Raw genomic sequence first — 26,706 nt, 5'->3', positions numbered from 1 at the left:
TAACCTTAGACAGAAGCAATATATATATTAAAACAAAATACTCGATACAAAAGATCTATGTTTTATGCTTATTTTCATATAAGAAGAATACACATCAGCTGTTTCCGTTTACTTCAAATATTTATCTATCATATATTGCGTAATCGGTTTTAAAGGCTTTTCATTTTCAGGGTTAAATCCAGGTCCATTAAAAAAATACAATTGATTATCCGTTTTACAATACCACACTACTGGTTTATTATTTTTAAAAAAAGTCGTGGTATCGCAAATTTTAATTTTTCTAAAATTCAGCATGTTTTTATTTAAAGGCATTGTTGAATACAAATCTACAAAACCAACTGCTTTAGATTCACAATCAACTGCTTCATAATGGTCTAGTTGCCATTGCATGCATTCCTTTTTGGGTAAAAAAGTGTATCCAATAGCAATCAAGATTATTACTGAAATCAATACAGAAAAGATTAGCTTGTTTTGAAAAAAAGTTGATTCTTTCTTAACAAAATTTTGGGGTTGAATTGGTTCTTCATTTCTATTGCTTCTAACAATCGTAGAATTTAACAAAACATCATCAGTATCTGCACTATCTAAATTAGTACTGGTTATGAACTCTTTTTTTATAGCTTCTTGTTTAGCAAATTTAAGGTATGGCCTTGGATTAAAATCGACTAATATGGCTGCAATGTTAACTGCCTCAATATCACTTAAATCTGTTTCACCTTTAAAGAATGTTTCAATAGGCCTAAATTTATCTGTTTGTTCTTTTAATCTATTGGAGCAATTTAACGTATAATCAAAATGGAAAAATGCAGAAAAACTTTTTAAGTCATCAGTGTTAGAATTATTCTTAAATAACTCGCCACACAATTTTCTTAATTTGGCACGAGAAGGACTTAGCAAAAAACTAGAATAGCTTCCAGTTTTTTCATTCTCATATTTGACTTTAACCGCCGCTCTGTAATCTTCTAAAGTATTTTTCATCATAAGCTTGAAGGAATTTTTAGGAATTTCAAGGAAACCACGGCATTGTTGGGAATAATAGGAATTCCGCATCAATTTTATTGCGGAAGCGTCTTTTCTTTGCTTCAGAATTAGTTCTTGTTCTATTTCGCGATACGAACAAATGTACAAAACTACTTCTATACATGTGAGGCTATACAGAACAGAATTTTTATTCCGGGAAGTATAATTAAGCTATTCCGTACTAGTCCACATTACTTCCCGCAACCCAAAAAACAGTTCTCATTTTAATGGTGTGCTTCTTACTAATTATTCGATTTCATTTATCGAACGGCCACACCTATGTCCAATTTTTAACAATTAAAATTATGAAAAAAATATTTTTTACAGCAGCTATTGCAGTAACCGCCGTTGTCATGGTATCGTGCGAAGCGGATGGTATTGATAGTTCAAGTCCTCAAGCAAAAAGTTCTGGAGTTCATAAAACGGGTCTTAACTTCAATGCAACCGGTACAAGTAACTTATCTAATCCAAGCTCTATTATGGCAAGTGACGGTCCTGGGGACGAAATAATTATTATAACACCTCCAAAAAAACCATAATTTAATGCAGTAATTGTATTAAAATACTAATTTCGGGGAAAAAACATTATATGTTACGTTCCCCGTTTTTTATTTTAGTGCTTTTGCTTTTTATAATCTCTTGTCAAAAGAAAGAAAAAAAAAGTGCTGATACTTCTAATTATAAAGAAACTCAGAAAGAAAAGATAGCCGAAAAATATTCAGAATTGGGTGATTCCTTTAGCAAGGAAAATAAACTGGATAGTGCTTTTTATTACTATTTAAAATCAACAGAACTTTTTAAAGAAGAGGGCCACAGCAGCTATATTGCCTACAATTTAGTTGGAATGGCACATATCCAACAGACCTATGGTGATTACTATAGTAGCGAAGAAACATTGACCGAATCTCTGCCATACATAAGCAACGATTTGCAATATCAGGTGGCGGCAAATAATTTATTTGGAATCGCAGCCAAAGAACTAAAAAATTACGATGAAGCCGTTCGTTATTATTCCACAATTTTAAAGACGGTAAAAGATTCAGTGTCTAGAGTGGCTGTTCTTAATAATATCGCTACTGTTTATATGGAACAAAAAAAGTACAAAAAAGCGATAATACTTTTAGAGCCCTTTTTAACGTCTGCCCTTTTAGATTCATTGCAGAATAAAAAAGCGAGAGTTATGGATAACCTAGGATTTGCTTATTACAAAGACAATCAGATTCCTAAAGGTTTAGCTTTAATGAATCAGGCTTTAGCAATGAGAACTAACAGCAAAGATTCCTATGGTAGTATCGAAAGCTATTTGCATTTAGCTGAATACTATGAAAATAAAGATTATCAAAAATCAAAAAGTTATGCATTGCAAGCTTACAATGAAGCAACGAAACATCACAGTATTGATGAACGATTGGATGCTTTGGGTTTATTAATGTCGTTTAATCATGAACAAGGGACTAATAAATACGCCGTTTTGTATTTAAATCTAAACGATAGTATTAAAAAAGTTAGGAGTAACGCCAAAAATAAATTTGCTAAAATTAGATATGATTCTGAAAAAGCAATTTTGGAAAACATCAAATATAAGGGGCAAAGAGCAGAAATCCTTTTGCAACTTGCGACACAAAAAAACCAAAAACACCTCTTCTTCTTTGGATTTGTTTTACTACTTGGTGGGACTGTATTTATAATCAATTATTATAAAAATAAAACCAAACGGGAACAGCTACAAGCGAGTTATACAACTGAAACCCGAATATCCAAACAGCTCCACGATGAACTGGCTAACGATGTTTTTTATGCCATGACTTTTGCTGAAACCCAAGATTTGCAGAATCCAATTAGAAAAGAAAACCTTTTGGCAAATCTTGATAAAATATATACTAGAACGCGAAATTTTTCTAAAGTGAATAGTCCTATAGAAACGGGAGCAAATTTTGAACAAAATTTAAAACAAATGCTCAATAGCTATAAAAGTATAAGTACCGAAGTTATTATTAAAATTGGAAACCCCATTGATTGGTCAAAAGTTGCAACAGAAAAAAAGATTGCGATATACCGAGTATTACAAGAACTTATGGTAAATATGAAAAAATACAGTGATGCTAGTTTTGTAATCATTGGTTTTGATGTAGAGAAAAATACGCTCAAAATTAGCTATTCAGATAATGGTGTTGGTTTCTCGGAGAAGCTCATTTTAAAAAATGGTCTGCAGAATGCGGAAAACCGTATTCAGGCAGTTAACGGAATACTTACCTTTGACTCACAAACCAATAAAGGTTTTAAAGCTAAAATAGTTATTCCTAAATAGGATAGAAACATGTTTACATAAGCTTTTATTGGAAATGATATAAATTGCAATGATTGGGGTATTATTTCTATTTATTAGTGAACCTATTGTTGATGAAATTTAAGATGTAAAATAGATCACAGTTTGATGGTGCCCCCTTTTAACTACTAATTTTTGATTTGTCGTAAAGCAGATTATCATTTAAATAAACGCCATTGGAGAGAAGAATTGATAGCTATTGAATAAGGTAGTGTTTAATTATTATTTAACGCCCTTCCTATACATTGGGTTACATTGTCCTCCGAGAAGTTGATTTCTGGTGGTCAAACTGTAAGAGAGACCTACAAATCAAACCTGCACTCAAAATAAATTTTGAGTTTGTTTTTTGTTTTTAAATTTATTCTCAAAAGCAAGCTTTTGTCATAATTTTAAAAACAAAAAACCCGAAACGTTCGTTTCGGGTTTCCTTTGCGGAGAAAGAGGGATTATTTCATGATCCCAGAAGGGGAGACCTACAAATCAAACCTGCACTCAAAATAAATTTTGAGTTTGTTTTTTGTTTTTAAATTTATTCTCAAAAGAAATCTTTTGTCATAATTTTAAAAACAAAAAACCCGAAGCTTTCGTTTCGGGTTTCCTTTGCGGAGAAAGAGGGATTTGTATTACTCTTTTTATGCTAGTGTTTACGATGTCTCGCAAACTATTTTAAAACAAGGGTCTCGATTTTACTCCTACGATTTATAGGTAAAAAATCATGTAAACTTATCAATGTAAATATAGTGATAATTAAAGGTTTATCAAAGTAAAAAAAGTCCTTTCATTGTTTGAACTTTGAACTAGTTGAGTACTATTATTGAACTGGAATCGGTTCAAAATTTAGTTATCTAAAACATAAAATCTATCCAATTATTAAAGGTTCAACCTGTTCAATTTTAAGGCTCGTAAATTGGCAAAATTCTTCAATAGACACAAACTCATCTTCTAGTTTGTTTAACTTAATCCTCATTTTTTGAAGTAGTCTAATACTTTGACGATAACTCTTTCCGGTTATACGTTGTATGTCCTTAGGGTAGATACATAATCTCTTGTTTTTGGCTCTCATACTCTATCTATGACTTTGATTGGGCTTTGCCTAATCTAGAACCTTTATGGTTCAAGTTCTGGCATTCCATAAAAATAGTAAATAATTCCTTTGGTTCAGAAGCGGAAATCAGCTCCCGTCAATGTTGGTTGTAAATGGGTATTTAGGTCATTTTATGCCATTTGTGTCACAAAGTGACATATGGGATAGGGCAGTCTTTTTTATATGATTTAATTGGCTAAAATTTGTTTCATAATCAATCGAAAAGTGTTGCAACAGGATGATGATTGAAAGAGTTTTAATTGAATAATTAATCTAAATTTTAGGAATTATGGCAAGACAGAAAGGCATAATTAAATTGAAAGGTACTATCGGAGATATTACCTTTTACAAAACCAAGGACGGGCATTTAGCTCGTGAAAAGGGCGGTGTTGATGCCAGCCGAATCAAAAGTGATCCTGCATTCCAAAGAACTCGTGAAAACGGAGCTGAGTTTGGGAGAGCAGGTAAAGCTGGAAAAACGCTGAGAACAGCATTTAGAACATTACTGATCAATTCTGCGGATAGTAGAATGGTAAGCCGTTTGACTCAATCTATGATCAAAGTAATCCAAGCGGATTTAGTGAACGAAAGGGGATTACGTAATGTAATTGATGGCGAAGCGGAATTGCTTGTTGGTTTTGATTTCAATATCAATGGTAAATTAGGTACGACTTTGTTTGTTCCTTTTGTAGGAACTATTGATAGAGTTGCAGGCGAAATTTCAATTGCTATAGATCCTTTTGTTCCTGCAAATATGATTGCTGCTCCAGGTGGAACTACTCATTATAAAATCATTTCTGCGGGAGCCGAAATCAATTTTGAGGCCGAAACTTTTGTTGTTTCCAGTTCTGAGACAGCTATCCAACCGTGGGATTCCGCAGCAGTTGTTGCCATTAATCAGTTGAATGCTGTGACTCCAAACAGTGTTAGTCCGTTGTTTTTGGCTTTGGGAGTGGAGTTTTATCAGGAAGTAAATGGTAGAATGTATCCTTTGAAAAATGGGGCTTACAATCCACTAGCATTGGTACAGGTAAGCGGTCTGTAAGATGGTTGTAGTATTAAATAGAACCTATTTTCCCGAGGGAATACAAGGAGTTTTGGAATGGAACGGCACTCTAGTTTGCTATACCATCGAGTTGCCTTGGTTGGAAAACCAAAGGCGCATTTCTTGTATTCCTGAAGGAGAATACGTTTTAGAGAAGCGTTTTAGCCCAAAATTCAAATGGCATTTGCATTTACAAAATGTTCCAGGTCGAGATTTTATATTAATCCATCCAGCCAATGACGCCAAAAAAGAACTGTTGGGCTGTATCGCTCCCGTAACCAAACATACTGGAATAGGGAAGGGCAGTGCCTCCCGAATAGCATTACAAAAGCTTACGACATTGATCTATGCTGCTATGGGACGTAATGAAGAAGTGAAAATAAAGATCCAATCTAAAAAGTTAGTATTATGAATGTAGTAGAAAGAACAAAATCGCCCACTCCGAAGTTTTTCAGAGTATTGCGTAGTATTGGTTTGGCATTGTTGGGACTAAGTGGAAGTGTGATTGCGGCACCAGTAGTTTTGCCAACAGTTGTTGTTAGTGTTGCGGGATATTTGGCAGTTGCTGGAGGAGTGCTTTCTGCAGTGAGTCAAATGACAGTTGATGATGATGCGAAAGCAGATGATGAACTAATAAATAGAATGAGAAAAGACAATCAAAATTTACCACGTGATGGAATCAAATAACACGCTGCAAATTGGAACCGCATCCGGAACTTTATTAAGTGTGATGCCAAATATTGTTTCTGAGGATATTCTAAAAACGATTATCTTAGCGGTAATTGGAGCTATTATTAGTTTCATTATTTCGCTCCTTTTAAAAGGATTGACAAAATTTAAAAAGAAATAGTTCGGGTTTCGCTTGGTAACCTTTTCCCGAATTTATATGAGAGCCTGATCGTAGAGATCAGGCTTTTTTTTGTTATTTACAATACCTCAACAATATCACTCTTCTCATTTCACTGATAAGGACAATATTCTTCTTTAATAGGTCCTCTTTTTGTTCCAATAACCTCAACGCCTGGATTTGTTTTTTATGCAGCTCGTGTTCTTGTAGCATTTCGTTAACTTTTAATATAAAATCCTTTTTAAAATCAGCAATTCTTAAAAATGGAATTACGGATCCAAATAATGAGTGGTGCCAGAATTTTGCTTTCCATAAACTATAAGCTAACCAATACACTGTTTCGGCATCTTCATCGTTTTGAAATAGGATTACAAAGCTATTGGTAAATGGTTCTTTTTGAGGCTTGCCACTGTTCATTCCTTTGTTCAGAATAAAGATTTGGTTTGCTCTGTAAACAGCATTTTTTTGGTGTGTTTTGATGATGAAATTCGGCATAGCGCTTTGGTGTTAAAGATTCGACCTTAATTTTTCGGAAAAGAAAAAAGAGAAAAAAAGAAAGCCGTTATAACAGCAGAAATGACGAACGAAAATGGAGGGAAGAATGACCGACTGGAAGTGAGGAATGAATGCTATTATTGCTGGATTTTTTTCTTTTTCTTTTCAGAAAAATGCACTATCGTACTTGTTGAAATTTCTTAGGGGTGTTGTTGTATAATCGGCAATCAAACACCCCCAAGCACCGCAAGGAGCAAGAAAAGTGGTGCCCGTTTTCAGGGCAAGGAACTTTTTTTTGCGGATGAGGAGCGCCGTGGCGGGGTTGCGGCAGTCGAACAGCCACCATAGACGCGAGAGTTGAGCGGAGGTACGGAGCGGAACGTAGCGGCTATGAGCGTGAAACGGCGGGTAAAAAATAGAAAGCAACCGCCTTTTTGGCGGTGTACCTTGATTTAGGGCAAAGCGACCGAACCAACTGATAATTGATAGGGTAATTGATAATTGAAAATGGATGCTTCTAAGATAACGTAAGTGAGGTGAGTGGAGCCAAACCCGATGGCTGTGCGAAGGAGCAACCGCTGAAAAAACGGAGGGCTGCAGACGCAATATGGCTGGAATGCAGTGAAGCGTAGCCTGCGGAGTGTAACGAAATGAAGCGGTATTGTGGATGCATAAGCCCGACCGAACGTAGTAAGAGAGCGTGTGAAGATGAGGAACGAAACAGTGCGAAAAAACAGTTGCTTATTTTTAAGCTGCTGTTTTTTTAGTGCTGTGAAGTGCCTGTGGAACGGAGGGAAAACTAACTATAGAGTTGAAATAAGTAATGACTTATTTATACAAAATGTTCTTATGAAAATGTAAGGTTGACCGACTGGAACAGCCGAACGGAACAAAGGGAACGACCGTAGAGAGACCTCTTAATTGCCCGTGATGTTTCTATCATAGTATTTCTTATGGAAACGAAACTTGGGTGAACAATCTTACCGGTGTATACTATTTGAGTAATTTTTTACTTTTGTTGTGGGCACGATGCTCTCACCAGTGGTGGATTTATAGAGTTTTAACGCCCACTGTCCAAATTTTTAAAATGCTAATTCAGGATAAAGTTCGCTATAAATCATCTCAAAATCAAATTTCTGAATAGGCATGTTTTTATAGAATTCCGTAACTTTATTTTGAAAGGACAGTTTCTTATCCTGGGCAATGATTGTTTCCCACAAGCCATAATACTTAAACGCACTTTCTATGTATTCCCAATATTCTGAATGATATTGGACTGCATTGTTTGCAAAAGCAACCCATTGGTCTGCTTTATATTTAAAACCTGTGATAGTCTTAAGCCGTGCAGATTCAATAATTAAAACTAATTTATCATGTTTGTAAACTTGCTCAATTAACATACGGTTATTAACACGCTTAATTACATTAAATAAACCAACCTTATAAAGTCCTTCACTATCGGTTTTCGGAAGTTCATCTATTAAACTTAAATCTGATGCTGTAAACTTATATCCACGCTCTAAAATAGCTTTCGTTATTGTATTTTTATGAATATTATCATTTTTATAAATTGCATGAAATACAGTCAGACCATCTTCACAAGCATCATTGATGTCAAATTTTATTTTCTCACACCGCACTATAAATTCAATAAAAGAATTGTCTTCATTTTCGGCATTGACAATCCATTCAATCAAGGCGGGCTTTTTTCTTTCTTTGAGTGCTAGTTTATTGTTAAACACTTCCAACTCATATGAATCTAATTCATTAATAAGATTATTTACTGATAGATAGTAGCAAACTTTGCGTTTCTTCAAATCCTTAATTGTGGATATTAATTTATCAGATGTAGAAGAAGCACGAAGCAACTTTGCTTGTTCAGCTTTTTCTCTTTTTTGTTCCTTAATGATTACGGATTTCTTCAGTTGTTCTTCCTCTGCAGTAGTTCGACCACGATCGAGATTGTAGTAAAAAATTTGATAATCCACTGTATCAAATTTTATTTGATTGAGTGCTACAGATTTTGTCAACCATTTGGTAAGTAGCTTATTATCATCCGTCAAAAATGGAAATTTATACTGACATTCTAAACTAAATATATCCTTTGTTTCGTCTAATTTGAAAAAGTTTTCAAATTTTGTCAGATACTTAATATCGCGCTCGAGTTGACCTTGATTATGAATATCAAAATTATCAAGAATCCATATTAAGTAAATACCATGTTTTTTATAGAAGTTATATCTGCTTAATATATATCGCAACGACAGATCAGATAATTGGATTTCAAACACGAGTTCCTTATCCTCATAGTTACAATAGACATCTGGTCTTCTTTTCTCACCTCCCTTAATTATAAACTTATTGTCTATCGCGACTGATTCTTTATCAACTCCGGGAACATTCAAAAGCGCTTTTCCGATTTTATTTTTCAACTCATGATGTCTGGGACTTTCCTTAGCGTGATATATTCTGCTAAATTTCCCCTTTTCTTCAGGAGAAAAATTAGCATCTTTTAAAAAGCAATAATTTGCATTTGGTCCATGCTTAAAATGTAATCTGTCATATTTGCTTGTAGAAACATAGAGCTTTTGGTCGCACTCACAACAGTACAATTCGACCTCATCCATATGAAATTGCCTCCTGACAGAAAATGCGTCTTTCGTTATTTCAAATACATCGTCAGCTTCTAGAATTTCTCCGGAAAGTTTGTCAAATGCAACTTTTATAGAACGACCGTAAGCAGCCATAATTAAAAACTTTTTGAATTAAATGTAATCTTCTTTCCCATAAAACTGTCAAAATAACCTTTTCCAAAATCATCTTTTGCTATGGCTATATCTAAAATACCATCTTTTTTGATAATGCCTGTTTCAAACATCGACATCTTATTATAGCGAGAAATATTATAGTGATAGGTGATTTCATTGATATGGAAAACATACGCAGTATTGCCATCAACCTTAATACGTCTGGGAGCAACCATTGATTTTGTTGGTCGGGTTCCATTTGTTTCAGGGCGTACAAGTATAACTTCAAATTCATCTTCCGCTCCAGCGTCATTGTTAATTATCATTTGACGCAATTTTTCCGAATAGGTATTTCCAAGGTCAATTTCTTTAAAGAAGGAATTCTTTGAAATGTTAGACTTCCATAGGATTGAAAGGAAAAATAATTTGATTGAGGTATAATTTAGGTTTTTAAATCTTACATAGGGTAAAACAATTTCATCACCGGAGTAAGTTTCTATTTCGATGCTTTCATTGTTTCCAAAAATGGTGTTGCTAGCATATCGTTCATGTTTTCCTATAACGACATTATCACAGTCCGCACATAATATGTTTTTATCCTTAAACCCAGTTTGGTGGTAAGTGGCGTCACTAAAATCATTAAGATTCACATTTACAATTTTATGTTTTACGTCAAATAGTCCCTTATAAAGGAAACTAGGAATAATATGTGAATTCTTTAGTAGGACCTTATCTTCTAGGCACAGTTGACAAACCATAGTAGTATTTAATATAATTAAATTTGAGAATGTTTTAAAATATCATCAGTAAGTTTTGAGAAAGGTCGTTTAAAATAATCTTGATGATTAAAATGTGTCCCATATAAAGTTCTTCGTAATTGTGCAGGTGTTACACCAGAGTTTAATCCAGACATTTGACCAGCAACAGATTGTAAATATGGGTTAGGATACATTCTCTGTCTATTTAACAGATCTTTGACGATTTCTTTGTGACATCGCATCCTGCTTAGCAGACCAATGGCATCAGCAGTAATTTTTATTTCATCTTTGAAGTTTCTTTTTTTGTACACAATATTTAATTGTATTTTACTGCCGTCAGTTATAAACCCAGCTCCGATAGGATTAAGATGAAAAAAGTACACACTGTTGACATCAACATCAATATGAGGATTAAAATAGTTTAAATTCTTATCCAGCTTGATTTGGTTGCAGACTTTACAGCACGGCGTTAGATTAAAAAAAGAAATTGCTAGAAATGGGTAATCATTTTGTGAGTAAATATGATCCCAATCGAACGTTCTTCGTATAGTGGAGGTTCCTCCCTTATAATTAAAGTAATAAATGAAATTTTCATTGCAATAAGGACAAGTGAAGACATCGAGTTTGTCAGACAAATACCTCGAGCCATAGGATATTCCTAGTCGTTTATTTTTAAAAACATCTTTATTAAAATAATCGTAAAGACCTTTAACCTTAAAAGTATTTTTTACATTAGTTTGTGTAGCTGAAGGTAGAGCATCAAATACATCTTTAATCTTTTTAAGAGTGTCTGGCGTTGCCCGTAAAAGTGATTCAAAATCAGTTATGATAGTACCAAAATAAAGTTTTACCAAATCATCAAGCTTTGCAGTTTTATATACTCTGGAGGCAGGTAAATTGCAATATTCTAATATGGACTCTACGTGAATATCTAAATAAGACTTATAATTGGAATAGTGCAGACTAATCATTTTTTTTCTTTTTGTCGTCTTTTTTATTTTCCTTTAAATCTGTTACTTTAATATGATCATCTGTAACAATTTCAAAATACTTGTCAAAATCCTTTATTTTTTTCATATCGATTACACGCTGTAATTCGCCCCTGATAATGTCTTCACCTATCAATTTTGTAAAAGATTCAACATCAATAAGGTTATGAAAAATTGACTCTTTATCATTCAAAAAATTTATTGCTTCATTAATCATGTTAAAAGCAAATTCTCCGATGAATTCCTTCATATAAAAACCATTCTGAAAGAGCTCAAAGATATTGCCTCCCATGGTCGGTTTTTGATCAGCTGAAGCTAATACACGTGTGGTGCCATTTTTGTTTTTATCCAAATAAATCAGATTATATTTGGGAATATCCGAAACTAAGAACGGAGAATGTGATGTAACTATAATCTGGAAATTTACATTTTTTTCTGTGGCGAAATAACTGAAAAAGTTAAATAATGCATTTATATATTTTCTTTGCCACTCTGGGTGCATATACAATTCGCCTTCGTCTATGGTAACAAGGACATTTTTTTTATTAATGTGCTTTATAGCTTGAAAAAATTCTGAAAACTGTCCTAAAATAGCTCCTTCTCCGGCACTAAATGGATTTAGGGTATACATTATGACTGCTTCATCATTATGATCGGTTATAGAAAGTAAGCTACTTAAGAATCGCCATAGGCTTTTGTTTATTGCCAAGTCATACCCGCCTTTGCCAAAAGCACCTGTAGATTCAGTTACAACTATATTTTCTAACAATGAATCAAGTCTGGATAAGTTGTTTTTAACTGTATTGATTTCGCTATTTTTTCGACTACTTTCTTGTGACTGCATAAATTTATTAATGTTCTCATAAACAAAGTTATCCAAGGGCAATTCATCAAGAAATTTTTTAATATCTTCTAGTGTACCATTCCTTTCACTCTTTTTAAAAAAATCGTTATAAAAAGCGAAGAAAAAAAGGCTGTAAATAATCGCATTTTTAAGTTGTTGTTTCGGGTTTTCTGCCACGTAGTTGTTTGTAACACAGAACTCATACAGAGGTTCAATTTTCCTAAAATCGACCTCATATTTTCCGAAAACTTTAAAAGTGTTTTCAGGAATGGATTCATTCGGCCAAATGGTTATAGCGTCCGGAAAAGGAATATCGTCGTGAAAAAACATAGCCAGTTCCGGATCCACATCCGCTAAAAAGGTTACTAATCTTCTTAATTTATCATAGTGGTATATCGAAAGTGGATTATAACTTTCTTCAATGAAAAATGTTCTTCTTTCTTTTTTTAGATTAAAAACCCTTAGATATTCCCTTAATTTGTGAGGGGTTAAAGATTTTATTGTCTGGTAATCTACAGATCTATTTAGATGATTATCGGTCAGCAGGTAATTATCGTTTTGGTCTGAATATAGATTAGAATAAAAAATCAAATCAATATTTTCAAATGGGGCTTTATTTGTTTTAATTTCTATTTGTCCACTTTTTTGCATCTCACCTGAAAACAAGCCTTTTTCTTGTAATGAAATGTGTATTCCATTTTTATTTCCAAAAAAATTGTCGACTGTTTTATAATCATATATTTCGTAAATGGAAGTTTCCTCATTCTCAAATATTGCTATTATACGATTCTCCAGTGGTTTTTGAGCGTAAAGTGTATTTAAAATTTTCAGCAAAGTTGTTTTGCCTGAACCGTTTGTTCCTATTATACCGGTAACATTTACGATTCCTGAACCGGAAAACAAATCGAAGTAATCGGCAGTTGTCTCAGCACTGATTATTAAATTTCTTTTTTTCTCATCAAAATTGAAACTGAAAATTAATTTACTACCGAAGTTAAATCCTGAGTTTTTGATTTTCATAAAATCTTCAACCCACATTGCTACTAATTTCATACATTATACTTTTTTAATACCAGATAGAAAACAAGTTTATTTTTTCCAATCATATTTTGTTGCATCGCAACCACAACGGATTTTATTAGTCACATTATCATAGTTTTGTAAGCTTACTTTTGGTCGTTTACAAGACAATTCCTGGCAAATAAATAATTTTTCTAATTCTAGAATGTCTGCCCAAAAAGAATTAATATCCCCTATACTGACATTAATAGGATTAGCGTGAGAAAGTGCATTACCAAATAAAGCAGAACTCTCTATTCTATCTAATAATGGATATTGTAATTTTAATTCAGCACTAGATTTTTTAATTTCTGACCTAATCGCCATAAGTAACTCATAAGGCATTCTGTGTTCATTGGAATCGTTATACCTGAAACTCAATTTGGCTTCAAAATTTAAAGCAATATCTTTTAAAAAATGTTCCAGATATTTTCGCATTGGATTTCCAATGTTATCAATATTGCCTTCAGATAATTGATATAAAATTGATTCTTTTAAATCACTTGGTTTTTCTTTAAGATGTGTGCCTTTGGCTTCGGTCCACTTAATTTCATTAACTATCCATCCTTTTTTCTTTGCTTTAGGACTAATAACATTTGTAAACCATTCCTTTTCGTGGGTTAGTAATATAATTTGATGCTTTGAGAATTTATCAAATAATAAATCCGCGAATCTTCGTCTATGATTTGAATCAAAACTTGAAATTACATCGTCTAAAATAATAAAATCATTTTCAGTATTAAAAGCATAAACAGAAGCTAAAAAAAATGATAATCCCAAACAATTCAAATGTGATTCGCTGAAATGTTTTAATGGATTGATTTCCCATTTATCATTGTACTTATATTTAATTGTAAGTCCATTTAATTCGTCCTGTTCTCCTTTTGTTATAATTTCAATATCTTGAAAAGGTTCATCAGGATTCATAAACTGATAATACTCATTAATTTTTACTGAAAAAGAATTTATAAAATTATCTAATCCATCCTTTTGCTGTTTTTCAAACTCATTATAAATCAAATCAAATGATATTTGTTGATTTTCTAAAACTACTTTTTGTAGTTCAAATTTTTTGATGTTTAAAAAAGCATCCCTAGAAGCCGTAATTTTAGAATATAGAACCGTTGCGGTTTCTCCTTTTTGAGATTCCTGGATTTTGATTATTCTATCATTTATAATTTTAAGAAATTCAAAATCATTTTCAACTAATTTGATTATATCCAAAACTGGTAATTTATCTCCAGAAGTTACTTTGATATCAGCTGTATTTTGATAGTTTTGAATTTTTATTTTTATTGCATTTAACCCTTCGTTAATGATTTTGTTATCTTCTTTATCTACTTGGTTATTATTCAATAAAACATCTAACCTTTTAACTCTTTCAATTGCTATACCCTTTACATTACTTAATGCAATTTTGAACTTTCCCATTTTTTGTGAAGATTCTTCAATATGAGCTAATCTGATTTTAATTTCTGAAAGTAAATCGTCTGAATTTTTTGTCTGTAAACATAATGGACAATTATCATCCTTAAGATAATTACTTGATAAAATTTTCGTTCCAACTTTAAGTAAATCTCCAAAAAAAGTTTGTTTTATTGCTTCAACATCATTTGAAATAGTTTCAAATTCATTAAAGTATTTTGAATATTCATCGTCAAGTAATTTTATTTCATTTTTCAAAAGTATTAAAGCACTTTTTGAATCTTCAAGAAACTTTAATTCAAATTGTTGATTTATATCAACTCCTTTACCTAAAAGAATAAGTAAATTTTGGATATCCTCAAATAATTTTACTTCAATACCTGTATTTAGTTTTTTTATTTTATCATTGATTGTTTCAAATAAGTTTTTTTCTTGAGTAATTGATGCACCAATGTTTAGTATAAGTTTCTGTTTTTCATTATTGATAAGTGTTTCAAAATTTTGAGTTTTTAAAGTGCTCTTTGCATTATTTAGAGATTTTAATAAAACACCTTTTATTTTAGTAACTTCTTCAAATCCAATAATATCAGATAGATGCTTTAACTTTTCGCCTTTTGTGCTATCAACAAAATTTCTGATGTATTGGTAACGAGAAATTAGATTTTCCTTTTCTGAATCATCAATATATTTTTTGAAATCTTCACTGGTATTTGAGCCTTTTTGAACTAATTTATTATTTTTTAATGACAGTGTTTTTGTAGCATCTAAACTTGAATTTGTATATGATATACTAACTTCAGAATTTTCAACATCCAAAAGTTTTGCATTTCTAATAGCATCACTTGTATCAATTTCAGGTGTTGACAGATGTTTGATTTTATTAGTATAAAACCATTCTATAGCATCTGAAATACTACTTTTTCCAGTACCATTATCGCCATAGAGTAAAATTGATTTTCCGTTTAAAGGCAACTCTAAAGTGTCTTTTGCTCCTCTAATACCTTTAATTTTAAGATTATTTATTTTAATTGACATCTTTTACACGGAGTTTAGGAAGTTCATTTTTTACATTAACATCAGTAAGTTTGCCTTGTGTGTACAAGTCAGCTAACATCTTTGCGATGTCTTTATCTACATTTTCAATATCCTCTATATTTTCAAAAAAGTCGTCCAATATTTCTTTCCCAGATTTTACTTTGCTTTCCATAGTGTTTTATTTAAAATAGTCCCAATCAATTTTAAAACTTGTTGATAATGTATTATTTAGAATTTCAAAACCTGTTTTGTTGTTACAAATTGGATACACACCAAAATGTTCTACAAAATTTAATAAAAAATAGCTTTCCAAATCCTCAATACGAAAATGCCAAATATTTTGAAGCATTTCGAAATTGATGTATGTAAATAAAAGTGGTTCCACTTTTCTATAATTCGTTAATCCTATATTTTTTGATTTCCCGTCAAAATGTCCAGATAATCTACTTGCAATGCTATTCGTTTTTCTTTCACTCATTCCGATATATAGCAATTTTGATTTATCAAAAGGGTATTGGATATCAATAGATTGACTGAAAATAAAATACAATCCTGCAATTCCATTTAATGGCTTTATATTGTTTGGTTCGAATGATTTTGGACTATCAAAATATATTGTTACTTCATTACTCATTCCTAAAACGCATTTGTTATATAATTTAAATCGTATTGTAAATTTTATTTTTGGGTAATCCCCATATTTTTAGCATCATAACTGAAATTAATAACCTCCCCACTTATTATCAATTCAATAGCTTGTTCTATAACTTCAATAGGTGCTATGAACCATTCTCTAGGGGTGTGTCGCCTTTTTTTCTCATCAAAAATATCAATGTTCAAACAGGATTTACCAAAGAAATTATGAAGTAATTGTTCCAGTTTCTGCGGATTCATATTGTAACATTTCCAAGAGATAATGATTCTAACGGGAGCCATTAAATAGGTTGGGTCTTTCTCTGCATTTTTGATTCTTTCTTCTACCTCAACTTTAGAATAGCCAATTTTGTATAAATTATCAATTTCGGTTATTCGTTCGTCTTTGCTTTTGGAACGTAGAACATAAATGTATCCGGCAGCTTCATCTTCATTAGTAATAGCACTAAATTTTTCAATGAAGTTTTCGTTTACCTTTTCTATGTTCTCTGAAACTACTTTACCATTGGCATAGAGTATCTTTTCAACTGAACGTTTGAGCATATTAGAAACTGTACCGTTTTCAAATACACATTTAGTACGCCCATCTTCTCGAACTCTGGTACCGTCATCCCGGTAATGTTCTTTTTTGGTAATATTAATTTCCTCTAATAAAAACAGAACTCCATTATGAACATAATATGCCCCTACACGCAGATTGTCCATTTTGAAATCCACTAATTTTCTCTTTCCGGTGGTCAGATCAGATTGAATTTCTTTAAATAAAGATTCATATTTATCAAAGTCTTTCAATGATTTTCGTTTCGCAACAAAATCTGTCGCCATTCTTTCCTCTGTTTTTGGTGTGTGTTTGAAATCAAACAGATCAGTATCATCCTCCAACAAATCAAAACTATCATCATTAAAAATATCATCGATTGAATTAATTTTTTTTTGTTCCAATTTTAATAAACCATGTATATCCTGCTCTTCTAAAGATTCCATTTTTTCTATATCGGATCGAATGCTTTTTAATCGGGAATAGAGTTGAAATTCAGATATGTTTCCAGGATTGGGCTGTGGTTCTTTATTGTATTTTTCAACAAAGTCATTAACCTCATCAAAAGAAGCTAATAATCGTTCATCCGCATTTCGTATTGTTGAAACTTTAGGTTTGACATTTAGAATGTCAAATTGATCGTTTGCAAAAATGTCCTCTAAGGTTTGAAATTTATCCATTTGTATTGGCCATTCGTTTTCTTTTTTCTTCTTTCAAGTAAATAATACATTCTGCCATTCTTCGTTCTAATGGGTCGTTTGCATTTAAACTTGGTTCTTTGTCATACATTTTCTTGAACTCTATAATTTTGGGCCATAAAATTTTAGCTTCTTCAAAGTCCATTTTTATTCTTGTGGCTTCAATGGTGTCCTGAATAATTTTCAACACTTTTGTCGTTACGGATTTCGAAAGGATTTCAAAAGCTTTTTGGAATGGATTAATCGTGTCAATCAGGTCGATATGTAAATCCTCTATGTTTACAAATTTATCTGCCATTCTGATAAATCTTTGGTCTCCTACTTCTTTTATTTCACCCGATTTGATGACTGAATCCACTACCACATATTGACGGATTTCCTCAATTTCTTCGTCTGTTAATTCCGGGTATTTAATTCTGATAATTTTTGGAATCAAAACTTTGTTAATTACTTCGGGATCTATGTTTCCCGGCATCGCTTTCAGCATGGAATCGTCTTGTAAAATGGATGCTTTCAAATCATTCAAATCCGATTCTACAATATCTTTTACCCTCTTTGAACTTGGCGCTTTGAATCCTCTTATTTTTATTTCACCTGGCTTAGCCTCTTCGTCATCATTATCTAATCTTGTTTTGAATTTGAAGTTGGGAGCCAATACTTGTTCCATCAATAAGGAAGCTGTAATGGCTTTCAGCATATTATTGGTGGCCACTTTTACATCATCTTGAATGGCTTCCGGACTGGCAATAAGATTGGTGAATTGGGCATGTGTTTTATTATTACTATCTCTGGTGCAGCGACCAATTATTTGGATTATCTCTGTTAATGAACCTCGATATCCCACCGTTAAAGCGTGCTCGCAAAAGGGCCAGTCAAAACCTTCTTTTGCCATTCCTAGCGCAATGATTAAATCCATATCGTCAACCTCTTTGCTATTTCGCAGGTAGTTTACAATCTTGTCTCGTTCTCTGGAACTGTCTTCCACTAAATCGGCTACTTTCAATAGTTTACCATCGCTATGGCGTTTGATATGAATTACACCGGTATCAGAATCTTGTTTGATTACATCCCCAATAGCATCTAAAATGAAATTTACCTCATTGTGCTTGTCTTTTGTGGATTCGCCTGAATTTACATTTGGAATATGGAGAATTGTTTTTTTATCGGTATCGAGAACATCCAATATCGCCGAAGTGTATTTTCCAGTATAGAAATGATAACCAATTCCCAATGATTTCAGGAAGTTATAGCCGTTTAATTGTTCGTAATAATTGTAGGTTACTTTGGTAAACTTGGCTTCGTTTTCGGGCGTTAAAATAGGTACGCTGTCTCCTCTAAAATAAGAACCGGTCATCGCTACAATATGAGCCGAAGATTTGCTCATTATCGATTTTAATAATTCCCCCAATCTGTTATTAGCATCGGCAGAAACGTGATGAAATTCATCTATGGCCAAAAGTGTGTTGTTGAATTTTGCGTCGTCCAATTCCTCACAAGCAAAGCGTAAAGTGGCGTGCGTACAGATTAACAGTTGCTCCTCACTATCCATAAATTTATGGAATGCTTTTACTTTACTCTTGCTACCATCATCACCAGGCGTACAAAGATTGTAATTGTCGTTTGGTTCCCAGTTGGCAAAAAAGCCATCTTTTTTCAAATCAGTTTTAGAAAATGAACTCCCAATAGAACGTTCAGGAACGGCTACAATTACTTTTTTGATGCCTTGATTGATTACTTTATCCAAAGCCAAAAACATCAAAGCACGGGATTTTCCCGAAGCTGGAGGTGCTTTTAATAATAAATACTGTGCATCGCGAGATTCAAAGGCACGAGTTTGCATTTCTCGCATTCCCATCGTATTAATTTTAGTGCTATTTCCTGTTTTGTGGTAATTTACATTTACGATATCTGGCATGGCTTGTTTCTTGAAGTTTGTCTAAGTTCGTCTAAAGTGTTTTTTATCTGTACCTATTTTAGACAAACTTTTTCCAAATAGGTTTTCTGCTGGTTCCTTTATTTAGAAGGGATTTATCTCTTGTAATTTTAGCTAATTAGGTAGATCTATAATAGTTGGGTTTTCATCCCTCAATCAATTTTTTCTTGCTTCTCTGGCGGTAAAAAATTTTCTCCAGTTACCACGCTTTTCCCTGTTTTTTCCTCTAATGCAATTCTTGCATTTTTAGCAATAGCACCTCCTTTTTTACCTGCTTTTGCATTTTCGGGCACTCCTTTAGCTTTATCATTTTCGGCTATTTGTCTTGTGGATAATTCTGCAAGGGCCGTAAAGATTAATTCAGCTTCGCTCATATGATCTCTCAAATTTTGAGATTTTAATCCTTTTACTTCTTTGTGATTTTTTACTGTTAGACCCGTCCATTCCTTATGAATGATATTGGTTAGTATGGCGAAATCCTTTTTTTCTTGCACACCGCTTTCTTTCCAATAATCGGTTAATTTGTTTCGGGTTTCTTGACCCATCATTCTTTGCTGAATCCATTTTTCACTTCTGCCGTATTGTTTCCAGTTTTCTCTGGCTCGGTCTATACTTTGTTCGGGATCGGCAATTTCTTTTATTCTTTCATAGCCTACTTTAGCCAACCATTGTTTGAAAGGTTCGGCTTTTGGCGACGGAATAGATTGAATTAATCTTAGCAATGCTTCGGTATCAGCGGTATCAGTAATTCTATTTTTACCATCATCGGCAAGCATTTTCAACCGTACGATTTTATCGTACACTTCACTTCCTTCTTTGGTCAACTTCTTTTTTAAATCGCTCCAATATCTTTTAGGCACTGAGCTTCCTGTTAGAATAGAAATAACATCGATAACCGAAAAATACCAAATTTCCTTTTCGGCATCATAATGGCTTCGTACTTTTTTATCTTCAAATAGTTTGATTTCATTTTCCATATCTATTTAATTTTTTTGCCTTTTAGGATTTTAATTTACTTATTCTTAAAACAGTATGCAATGTTGCTAAATAATAATAAAAAATCCAGCTGTACCAAATCGCTTTGTTATAATTAGTTTTTTGGTCAACCTTGTGATGTCTTATGCCAAAGTTATTAGCAATATTAAAAATGTCATTTTCATCTTTTTTATCTAAATACTTTTTTATTTCAGGTCTCACATATTCTAGTACATCCGCTAATTCTCTAATAGCTTCTTTTCTGTCATCTAATGTAGATTTAGCTTTCCTAAACTTTAGTATTGCAGCATTCATCTTATTAGAAATATTATCAGCATCAGTAGTTGGAATATCAGCTTCAAATAAATGAGACAGCCCATTATCTGAAAAAATTAATATCTCTCCGTTTTCAGAAATTTCAAATCCATCTTTATAATCAACTAAAATAGTATTCATAGTCTCCCTGAAATGTTTCTGTCCTTCCAAATCGTCATAAGATTGATCATGAAATCTTTTACAGCCTTCCCCCCAACTATTGTCGTCATGAAAATAACCTTCTTGACCTTTTGAACAATGATCATATAAAAATTCTAAAACGTCAAAAAAATCATTTTCTGTATAATTTTGAATTTTTGTCTCAATTGGAAATAAATTTTCCTTCCGAATATTTATAAACACATAATCATTAAAATGTTCACCTATTTCTCCTCTTTGGAAACCTTCAGAACAGTCAAAACCAAAATATTTTTGAAAATAACCTGTTTTATCAAGAATGTTATAATTACTCAAAAAAAGTTTCTTTAACATTTCGAAATCAATTTCCCCATCAGAATCAAGCTTTCCAGCACGAACAGAATAATAGTTTCTTTTTATCATTATACTTGCACTAATTTTAAAATCCTTTTAATAATTAAACGATTACTTTCGCTTTCTTCTCCGTCTCAAACAATGTTCCTTTCTCTTTTTCCTCCGCTATCATTTTTTTATAGTTTGAAAAAATACTTCAAATGTTCTTCATCACTCTCAAATGATTTATTTCAATAAACTTCGTTTCTGGCAAATTCTAAATGTATCCAATAATATTTCAAACGGATTTAATTCAACTTCTTCTGAAGTAGCATCATTCCCTTTTGTGGCACTGTCAAATTTTTTAAAATTGTATTCCGAATAATCTTCATTGTAATGAATGGTACAATCATATTTTATTACAAACGAGGTTTTTATTTCGTTTGGTTTAGCTTCTCTACCCTCATTCTCCAGGATAAAAGGCAAGCAGTAGGAAATTATTCCTTTTGTGCAGTCAAGATATCCCGAATAATTGGAATAAGTAGAATCTGACGTTAGCGTTTCTTTGTTCAAAGAAGTATATAAATGATTTAATCTAATCTGTAAAATTTCAAAAGAACCATAAAAGTTTTTCAACAAATGAAACAAAACTATTATTGGAGTTTGATAAGTGACGATTGAGTCACCACTTGGATAGTTCTTAAATATTTTTTCAAAAACCTTTACTGTATTAATATTTAGCAACACCCTTAAATTAAGCTTTTTGATTTCTATTAATGAAATAATTAGAGCTATGGCTGTTTTATGAAACAATTTATTATTAACATACAAATGCTTTATTTTATCGTCAAAAATTATAGCTTTCATAAAGGCGGATACTTTTTCCTGAATGTATTTCCTATTGTCAAAATCAAAAGGTTTTATAGAGTAGAACTTGTCAATATATCCTGAAAAATCTACATCCGCACCGTATTTATGATGGAATATTTTTCGAATATTTTCTATGTCGCAAACAAAAATTACTTTATCAAATCCAAATTTATTTTTATCATTAATTTCGTCATAATGGGCACTGAAAATATTGAAGAGTCTAAAAATATGTTCTGGATCTAATCGATCTAAATCATCAATTATTAAAACGGATTCTTTTTTTGGATACTTAGTTTTGATTCGTCCTATTAAATCAAAAATCAATTCTGAAACCGCATCCATTTCATGACTACTCCCTTTGGTATTTTGTATTGATTCCAAAAATGCTGTAATATCATTTTCTTCATCAATTTTGATTTCGTCATTAAATGCTTTGAAATCACCAACAGTTTTCTCTAGTGCTTCAATAAATTTAACAATTGGAGTACCAATTTTTTCACTAAATCCTAATATTGCGTATAATAGAGGCATAAACTTCATGCGCTCCATTATAAATATTTGACTTTTTAATAATAGGGTAAAATCTTCCTTTTCTAATTCAATGTCATCCTGAAAATTACCCATTAATTGAAGCAATAAATCAAACTTTATCAGCTCAAAAACATCTTCATTTGCCGAGACAGAATAATTAACTGGAAATATTTTTAAATAAAAAAAATACTCATTTTCTTTCTCAGAAAACTCTTTTAAAAAAGTAGATTTACCGGTGCCGAAAGGACCAGAAAACAGAATTCTTTTATTGCCATCAAACTCTAAATGTTGTTTAAAATTATTTAGAATTTCTGTTGTTTCTATTTTAATTATTTTGTCAGCTACTTCCATTTACATTTTTACTGTTTTAGCTTTCTTCTCCTTCGCAAACAAAGTGTCTTTCTCCTTTTCCTCTGCTATCATTTTTTCATATAATTTAAACAAATATTCCAGTCGTTCTTCATCGCTCTCAAAAGGTTTACTACGGTAACAACGCTCTACTGCCAAATCATTCAAGCGATGTGCTTCACGCAAACCCTCTGGCATTTTAACCGGGTCATATAGTTGCGCCAAGGTTTTCTCGGAGTGGTTTTCCCGCTCTTCCAGAATGCGGAACACACATTGGGTCAATTCTTCTTTTTGGGTTGCGGTAATTGGGGGGAAGGGGAAGGTGTTGTAGCATAATGTATTTGAATAGCGAATACGAGTTTCTAAGCTTCCACAAACAGCACGAACCCAAGTCATATGCATATTTGAATTTAGGATTGCGAAAAGGTAATTTTGAGCATTATAAATTGCAAATGCTGAGTTGCTTATAATCGTTGATTCGTCCAAAAAACCCAATGGAATATAGTCCCTATTCTCAGATGAATGAGAAGGAACAATAATTGAGTTTGAAGGTAAAAAGCGTATTTCTCCAAAAGCGTATGAGATTTTAGCACTATCTTGCGTTGCTTTTTTTGAGCTAAGCAAACGCATTTGACGGACTTTTTCAATACGTATTTTAATATCATCAATTTCAATAGCTTTTTCTAGCATATCCGATGTTATCCAGAAACACCATCTCTCAGAGCCGTTTATAAATTCTTCCGAACCACTTAATTTTCTAATAAATAATTGGCTTTGAGGATGTTTATCAATTAACATCTCTTTTTCAATTTTAGATAATATTAAATTTCCCCCATCCGTAGGTTGACTACCTTTCATCATAGTCGGAAAATCTGAAATTGTCTTTTGTCTTTTCTCGATAATAGTATTTTGAGCATTTGCCAAATATGCATTGATATTACTGGCATTATACTTTCTATTTTCACTAAATAAATACTTAGATAATTTAGAATTATTTCTTATTCCTACTATAACTACAGTTACGCCAGCATTCGCTTTGGCATTATTATTCCATTTGAAAGAAGTATGGGCAAAACTTATTTCTAAATTTTTATCAAAAATACTTTGCCATAAAATTGCTACTTGTTCTCCTTGGCAAATAGAATTGGTAGAAACAAACGCAAATTGTGCATTATACCCTTTAATGTAATTAGCCCCTAAGTAGAACCAACAAGCAATAAAATCGAGTTTTTTATAATTGTTTAAATTCTTAAAAACAAAAGCCATATCCTCTTTTTGCTCTGCTGACTGCAAAGCATAACCCAAATACGGCGGATTCCCCAATATATAAATTTCATCCCCTTCATTTTTGGGGCAAACCATTTCCCAATCTACTCTAGTGGCATTACCATGAACGATAGATCCTGTTTGTTCTAGTGGCAAAGCGGGTTTGGTACGGCCAAAGGCTTTAAAAAACTCTTGGTTCATTTGGTGCTCTGCCAACCAAAGCGAAAGTATGGCAATTTCATGTGCAAAATCATCTATTTCTATTCCGTAAAAATTGTTTAATCGGATTTGAGAAAATGAGGTCTCTTGAAAATCAATTTTCCCTGTCCCTAAATTTCCATTTAAACTATCTATTTCCTTAAAAACACCCATTTCTAGTTTTCGTAATTCTTTGTAGGCAATAATCAGGAAGTTTCCGCTTCCGCAAGCGGGATCAAATAGTTTGATGTTCCAGATGCGTTTAAGTGCCGCTTCGAGTTTGTTTTTATTGCCTTTGGCGTTTTCGAATTCCGCATATAAATCATTCAAGAACAAAGGCTCTATAACTTTCATTATATTGGGCACGGAGGTGTAATGCTGTCCTAAACTGCCCCGTTGATCTACTGAAATAACGGCCTGAAACATCGAACCAAAAATATCGGGATTTATGGCAGCCCAATCCATTTGTCCCGCATCGATAATGGCTTGGCGGGAACGACGGGTAAACAAGGGTGTGGGTTGTTGTTCTCTAAATAAACCACCATTTACGTAAGGGAAATTTTGTAAATATTGTGCCTTAGAGTCGCATTGCAGTGCGTCTCTACTATCAATACTGCGTGGGGTATTTAAAACGGCGAATAATTTATCTAAATAATCCGTCAAATCACTACCGTCGGCTTGTGTGTGGCTGGCGAGCGCATTGGTAAACTGTCCTAATTCGAAAATACCGGTATCTTCAGCAAAGAAGCAAAACAGCAATCGGGATAAGAACACATTGAGTCCATGAATGAATTCCGGTGAATTATCGGGATTGTCTTTTTTGATTTCGTCAAAAAGCCGTGCCATTTTTTCGGCTGCTTTTACATCGGCTGGATTCTCATTTTGATGGGTTGCTTTTTCCATTCCTGCCCAGGGCAAAAAGAAATCAAAGTGCTTGGGTAAGGCAGTAAAATCAATGTCTAAGCTATCGCCTGTTTTTGTATCAATTGCCAATAGGTTTTTATAATCAGTCACGATAACAAAGCGCTGGTCTTGTTTGAGTGTGTTTTTTATTTCGGAAATAGCAAGATGCAAATCCTGATTGAAAACCGGTTTAAAAAACAGTTTTTTCTTCCAAAAAATTTCCCCTTCTACTTTTGACAGGTTTAAATTTCCTTTTTGTAACCTGGTGATGGATGCTTTGGGTAAACCGTAAGCCAATAATAATTCATAAATGAAGGTTTCTAGGGTGTAGTTTAATATAAGGTTTTGAAGGTTTTCTTCTATTTGAGCAATGTTCATAGACTTATTATATTACCATTTTAATGCAATTCGACTTTAGAATTAAATTCTAATAATTCATTTGCTAAAGTATCGAATATTTAATTAGAATAAATGAGTGAAACCGTAAATGGCTTGCTTTTCTACTTTCGATTGATTTGTTTTGATTCTTTATGGTGTAAAAGAACAATAAATTTAAGGAATTTACTATACCCACTTTTGGTGATATTGGTTCGATAATTAAATAGATGTAAAACTATATATATCTTACAAATTAGAATTTTGATTGTATCTATCCAAATAGTTTTCTAATTCGTATAAATGAATCAACTCCTCGTTTTCTATAGATGATTTGGTATAGCTTACACATGGCAGTTGAATTAAACTAATACTTTGGACTAAGATATTTTCTCCTGGAATGTTTTGCAGGATAATAAAAATGGCTTGCTCTAAAGTTTTTGTATTACAATACAAATTGTATTCTTTCAGGAAAATGATAGTGTCGATTTTTGCTTTTATTGGATCATAATCTATGGGTAGAAATTTAGATTCATTAGATTGTAAAGTAAGTTCCTGGATGTTGTATGGTTGGTCCAATCCGTTGATTATCTTATTAATTTTTTCGATTGATTGTAAGAATGCTGTGAATTTCCATTTTCTTAATTGTGGCGCATTGTCGACTAAATCAATTACTTGACCGAAGTATTCGACATTACCGTTTGCGGTTATGATGAGTTCCGTTTTATCCGTATTATTTTTGGGGAATAGAATTATAAAGTCTAGTTCTTCGCAGTAGTAGCTGAGGTTTTTTGATAACCAATAGATGATATGAATTTGGTTTTTAGGGGTTTCATAGATGAGGCTTTTGATGGTTTGGTTGTTGTCTTGGAACCAGTTCCAAAAGGTGTTGATTTTTCTCATTTGTTGTTTTGTTTCAGGTTTAAAGTTTCAGGTTGCTTCTCGATACAATTTTTA

Annotated in this window: 22 protein-coding genes; 6 read left to right on the top strand and 16 right to left on the bottom strand. The window is 32.6% G+C overall.

The features are described 5' to 3' along the window. Nucleotides 1-108 precede the first annotated feature (108 nt). Nucleotides 109-981, bottom strand: a complete 873-nt coding sequence (locus ACEN2K_RS04285; protein ID WP_441758083.1) for a hypothetical protein — start codon at nucleotides 979-981, stop codon at nucleotides 109-111. A gap of 344 nt (nucleotides 982-1,325) precedes the next feature. Between ACEN2K_RS04285 and ACEN2K_RS04280 the strand changes: the two genes are divergently transcribed. The 6 genes from ACEN2K_RS04280 (at nucleotide 1,326) to ACEN2K_RS04255 (ending at nucleotide 6,325) form a co-directional block, all read left to right on the top strand. Beyond that, complete coding sequence (locus tag ACEN2K_RS04280; RefSeq protein WP_441758082.1) at nucleotides 1,326-1,559, top strand: hypothetical protein; 234 nt, start codon at nucleotides 1,326-1,328, stop codon at nucleotides 1,557-1,559. A 50-nt stretch (nucleotides 1,560-1,609) separates the two neighbouring features. Further along, nucleotides 1,610-3,328 carry a tetratricopeptide repeat-containing sensor histidine kinase gene (locus ACEN2K_RS04275; RefSeq protein WP_441758081.1) on the top strand — a complete coding sequence of 573 codons (1,719 nt, stop codon included), beginning with the start codon at nucleotides 1,610-1,612 and terminating at the stop codon, nucleotides 3,326-3,328. A 1,391-nt stretch (nucleotides 3,329-4,719) separates the two neighbouring features. Further along, complete coding sequence (locus tag ACEN2K_RS04270; protein ID WP_441758080.1) at nucleotides 4,720-5,475, top strand: hypothetical protein; 756 nt, start codon at nucleotides 4,720-4,722, stop codon at nucleotides 5,473-5,475. A 1-nt stretch (nucleotide 5,476) separates the two neighbouring features. Next, nucleotides 5,477-5,887: a DUF5675 family protein gene (locus ACEN2K_RS04265; protein WP_441758079.1), complete on the top strand. Its 411-nt coding sequence runs from the start codon at nucleotides 5,477-5,479 to the stop codon at nucleotides 5,885-5,887. Beyond that, on the top strand, nucleotides 5,884-6,162 hold the full coding sequence (locus ACEN2K_RS04260; protein ID WP_369765318.1) for a hypothetical protein: 279 nt from the start codon (nucleotides 5,884-5,886) through the stop codon (nucleotides 6,160-6,162). Before ACEN2K_RS04265 ends, ACEN2K_RS04260 begins: the two co-directional genes overlap by 4 nt. Beyond that, nucleotides 6,149-6,325: a hypothetical protein gene (locus ACEN2K_RS04255; protein WP_417974666.1), complete on the top strand. Its 177-nt coding sequence runs from the start codon at nucleotides 6,149-6,151 to the stop codon at nucleotides 6,323-6,325. The genes ACEN2K_RS04260 and ACEN2K_RS04255 overlap by 14 nt, the downstream gene beginning before the upstream one ends. A 72-nt stretch (nucleotides 6,326-6,397) precedes the next feature. Here the strand turns inward: ACEN2K_RS04255 and ACEN2K_RS04250 are convergent, their stop codons facing one another. From ACEN2K_RS04250 to ACEN2K_RS04180, 15 genes are all read right to left on the bottom strand, one after another. Beyond that, nucleotides 6,398-6,817 (bottom strand): DUF6943 family protein, encoded by a 420-nt coding sequence (locus tag ACEN2K_RS04250; protein ID WP_441758078.1) that lies wholly within the window; start codon nucleotides 6,815-6,817, stop codon nucleotides 6,398-6,400. A 1,082-nt stretch (nucleotides 6,818-7,899) separates the two neighbouring features. Next, nucleotides 7,900-9,564 carry a DUF6035 family protein gene (locus ACEN2K_RS04245; protein WP_441758077.1) on the bottom strand — a complete coding sequence of 555 codons (1,665 nt, stop codon included), beginning with the start codon at nucleotides 9,562-9,564 and terminating at the stop codon, nucleotides 7,900-7,902. Nucleotides 9,565-9,566: 2 nt separating this feature from the next. Then, complete coding sequence (locus ACEN2K_RS04240) at nucleotides 9,567-10,322, bottom strand: hypothetical protein (RefSeq protein ID WP_441758076.1); 756 nt, start codon at nucleotides 10,320-10,322, stop codon at nucleotides 9,567-9,569. Nucleotides 10,323-10,339: 17 nt separating this feature from the next. Continuing rightward, nucleotides 10,340-11,293, bottom strand: a complete 954-nt coding sequence (locus tag ACEN2K_RS04235) for a hypothetical protein (protein WP_441758075.1) — start codon at nucleotides 11,291-11,293, stop codon at nucleotides 10,340-10,342. After that, a complete protein-coding gene (locus ACEN2K_RS04230) occupies nucleotides 11,286-13,208 on the bottom strand; it encodes an AAA family ATPase (RefSeq protein ID WP_441758074.1) in 1,923 nt (640 codons plus the stop codon). Before ACEN2K_RS04230 ends, ACEN2K_RS04235 begins: the two co-directional genes overlap by 8 nt. Nucleotides 13,209-13,244: 36 nt before the next feature. Further along, nucleotides 13,245-15,674, bottom strand: a complete 2,430-nt coding sequence (locus ACEN2K_RS04225) for a hypothetical protein (RefSeq protein ID WP_441758073.1) — start codon at nucleotides 15,672-15,674, stop codon at nucleotides 13,245-13,247. Continuing rightward, complete coding sequence (locus ACEN2K_RS04220; protein ID WP_441758072.1) at nucleotides 15,664-15,846, bottom strand: hypothetical protein; 183 nt, start codon at nucleotides 15,844-15,846, stop codon at nucleotides 15,664-15,666. The genes ACEN2K_RS04225 and ACEN2K_RS04220 overlap by 11 nt, the downstream gene beginning before the upstream one ends. A 6-nt stretch (nucleotides 15,847-15,852) precedes the next feature. Next, entirely contained in the window at nucleotides 15,853-16,308 is a 456-nt protein-coding gene (locus tag ACEN2K_RS04215; protein WP_441758071.1) for a hypothetical protein, read from the bottom strand. 44 nt (nucleotides 16,309-16,352) lie between these two features. Beyond that, nucleotides 16,353-17,546 carry a GIY-YIG nuclease family protein gene (locus ACEN2K_RS04210; RefSeq protein ID WP_441758070.1) on the bottom strand — a complete coding sequence of 398 codons (1,194 nt, stop codon included), beginning with the start codon at nucleotides 17,544-17,546 and terminating at the stop codon, nucleotides 16,353-16,355. After that, a complete protein-coding gene (locus ACEN2K_RS04205; RefSeq protein WP_441758069.1) occupies nucleotides 17,539-19,479 on the bottom strand; it encodes a DEAD/DEAH box helicase in 1,941 nt (646 codons plus the stop codon). Before ACEN2K_RS04205 ends, ACEN2K_RS04210 begins: the two co-directional genes overlap by 8 nt. Before the next feature lie 170 nt (nucleotides 19,480-19,649). Next, entirely contained in the window at nucleotides 19,650-20,474 is an 825-nt protein-coding gene (locus tag ACEN2K_RS04200) for a BRO family protein (protein WP_441758068.1), read from the bottom strand. 22 nt (nucleotides 20,475-20,496) lie between these two features. Beyond that, on the bottom strand, nucleotides 20,497-21,348 hold the full coding sequence (locus tag ACEN2K_RS04195; RefSeq protein WP_441758067.1) for a hypothetical protein: 852 nt from the start codon (nucleotides 21,346-21,348) through the stop codon (nucleotides 20,497-20,499). Between the two features lie 156 nt (nucleotides 21,349-21,504). Next, nucleotides 21,505-23,010: a P-loop NTPase fold protein gene (locus tag ACEN2K_RS04190; RefSeq protein WP_441758066.1), complete on the bottom strand. Its 1,506-nt coding sequence runs from the start codon at nucleotides 23,008-23,010 to the stop codon at nucleotides 21,505-21,507. Beyond that, nucleotides 23,011-25,752 (bottom strand): class I SAM-dependent DNA methyltransferase, encoded by a 2,742-nt coding sequence (locus tag ACEN2K_RS04185; protein ID WP_441758065.1) that lies wholly within the window; start codon nucleotides 25,750-25,752, stop codon nucleotides 23,011-23,013. It abuts the gene before it with no gap. Between the two features lie 246 nt (nucleotides 25,753-25,998). After that, nucleotides 25,999-26,652, bottom strand: a complete 654-nt coding sequence (locus ACEN2K_RS04180; protein WP_441758064.1) for a hypothetical protein — start codon at nucleotides 26,650-26,652, stop codon at nucleotides 25,999-26,001. Nucleotides 26,653-26,706: the final 54 nt, after the last annotated feature.

Origin of the sequence: Flavobacterium sp. W21_SRS_FM3, assembly GCF_052113625.1 — a bacterium.
Classification (GTDB): Bacteria; Bacteroidota; Bacteroidia; order Flavobacteriales; family Flavobacteriaceae; genus Flavobacterium.
This window is presented reverse-complemented; position numbering and strand designations above follow the sequence as displayed.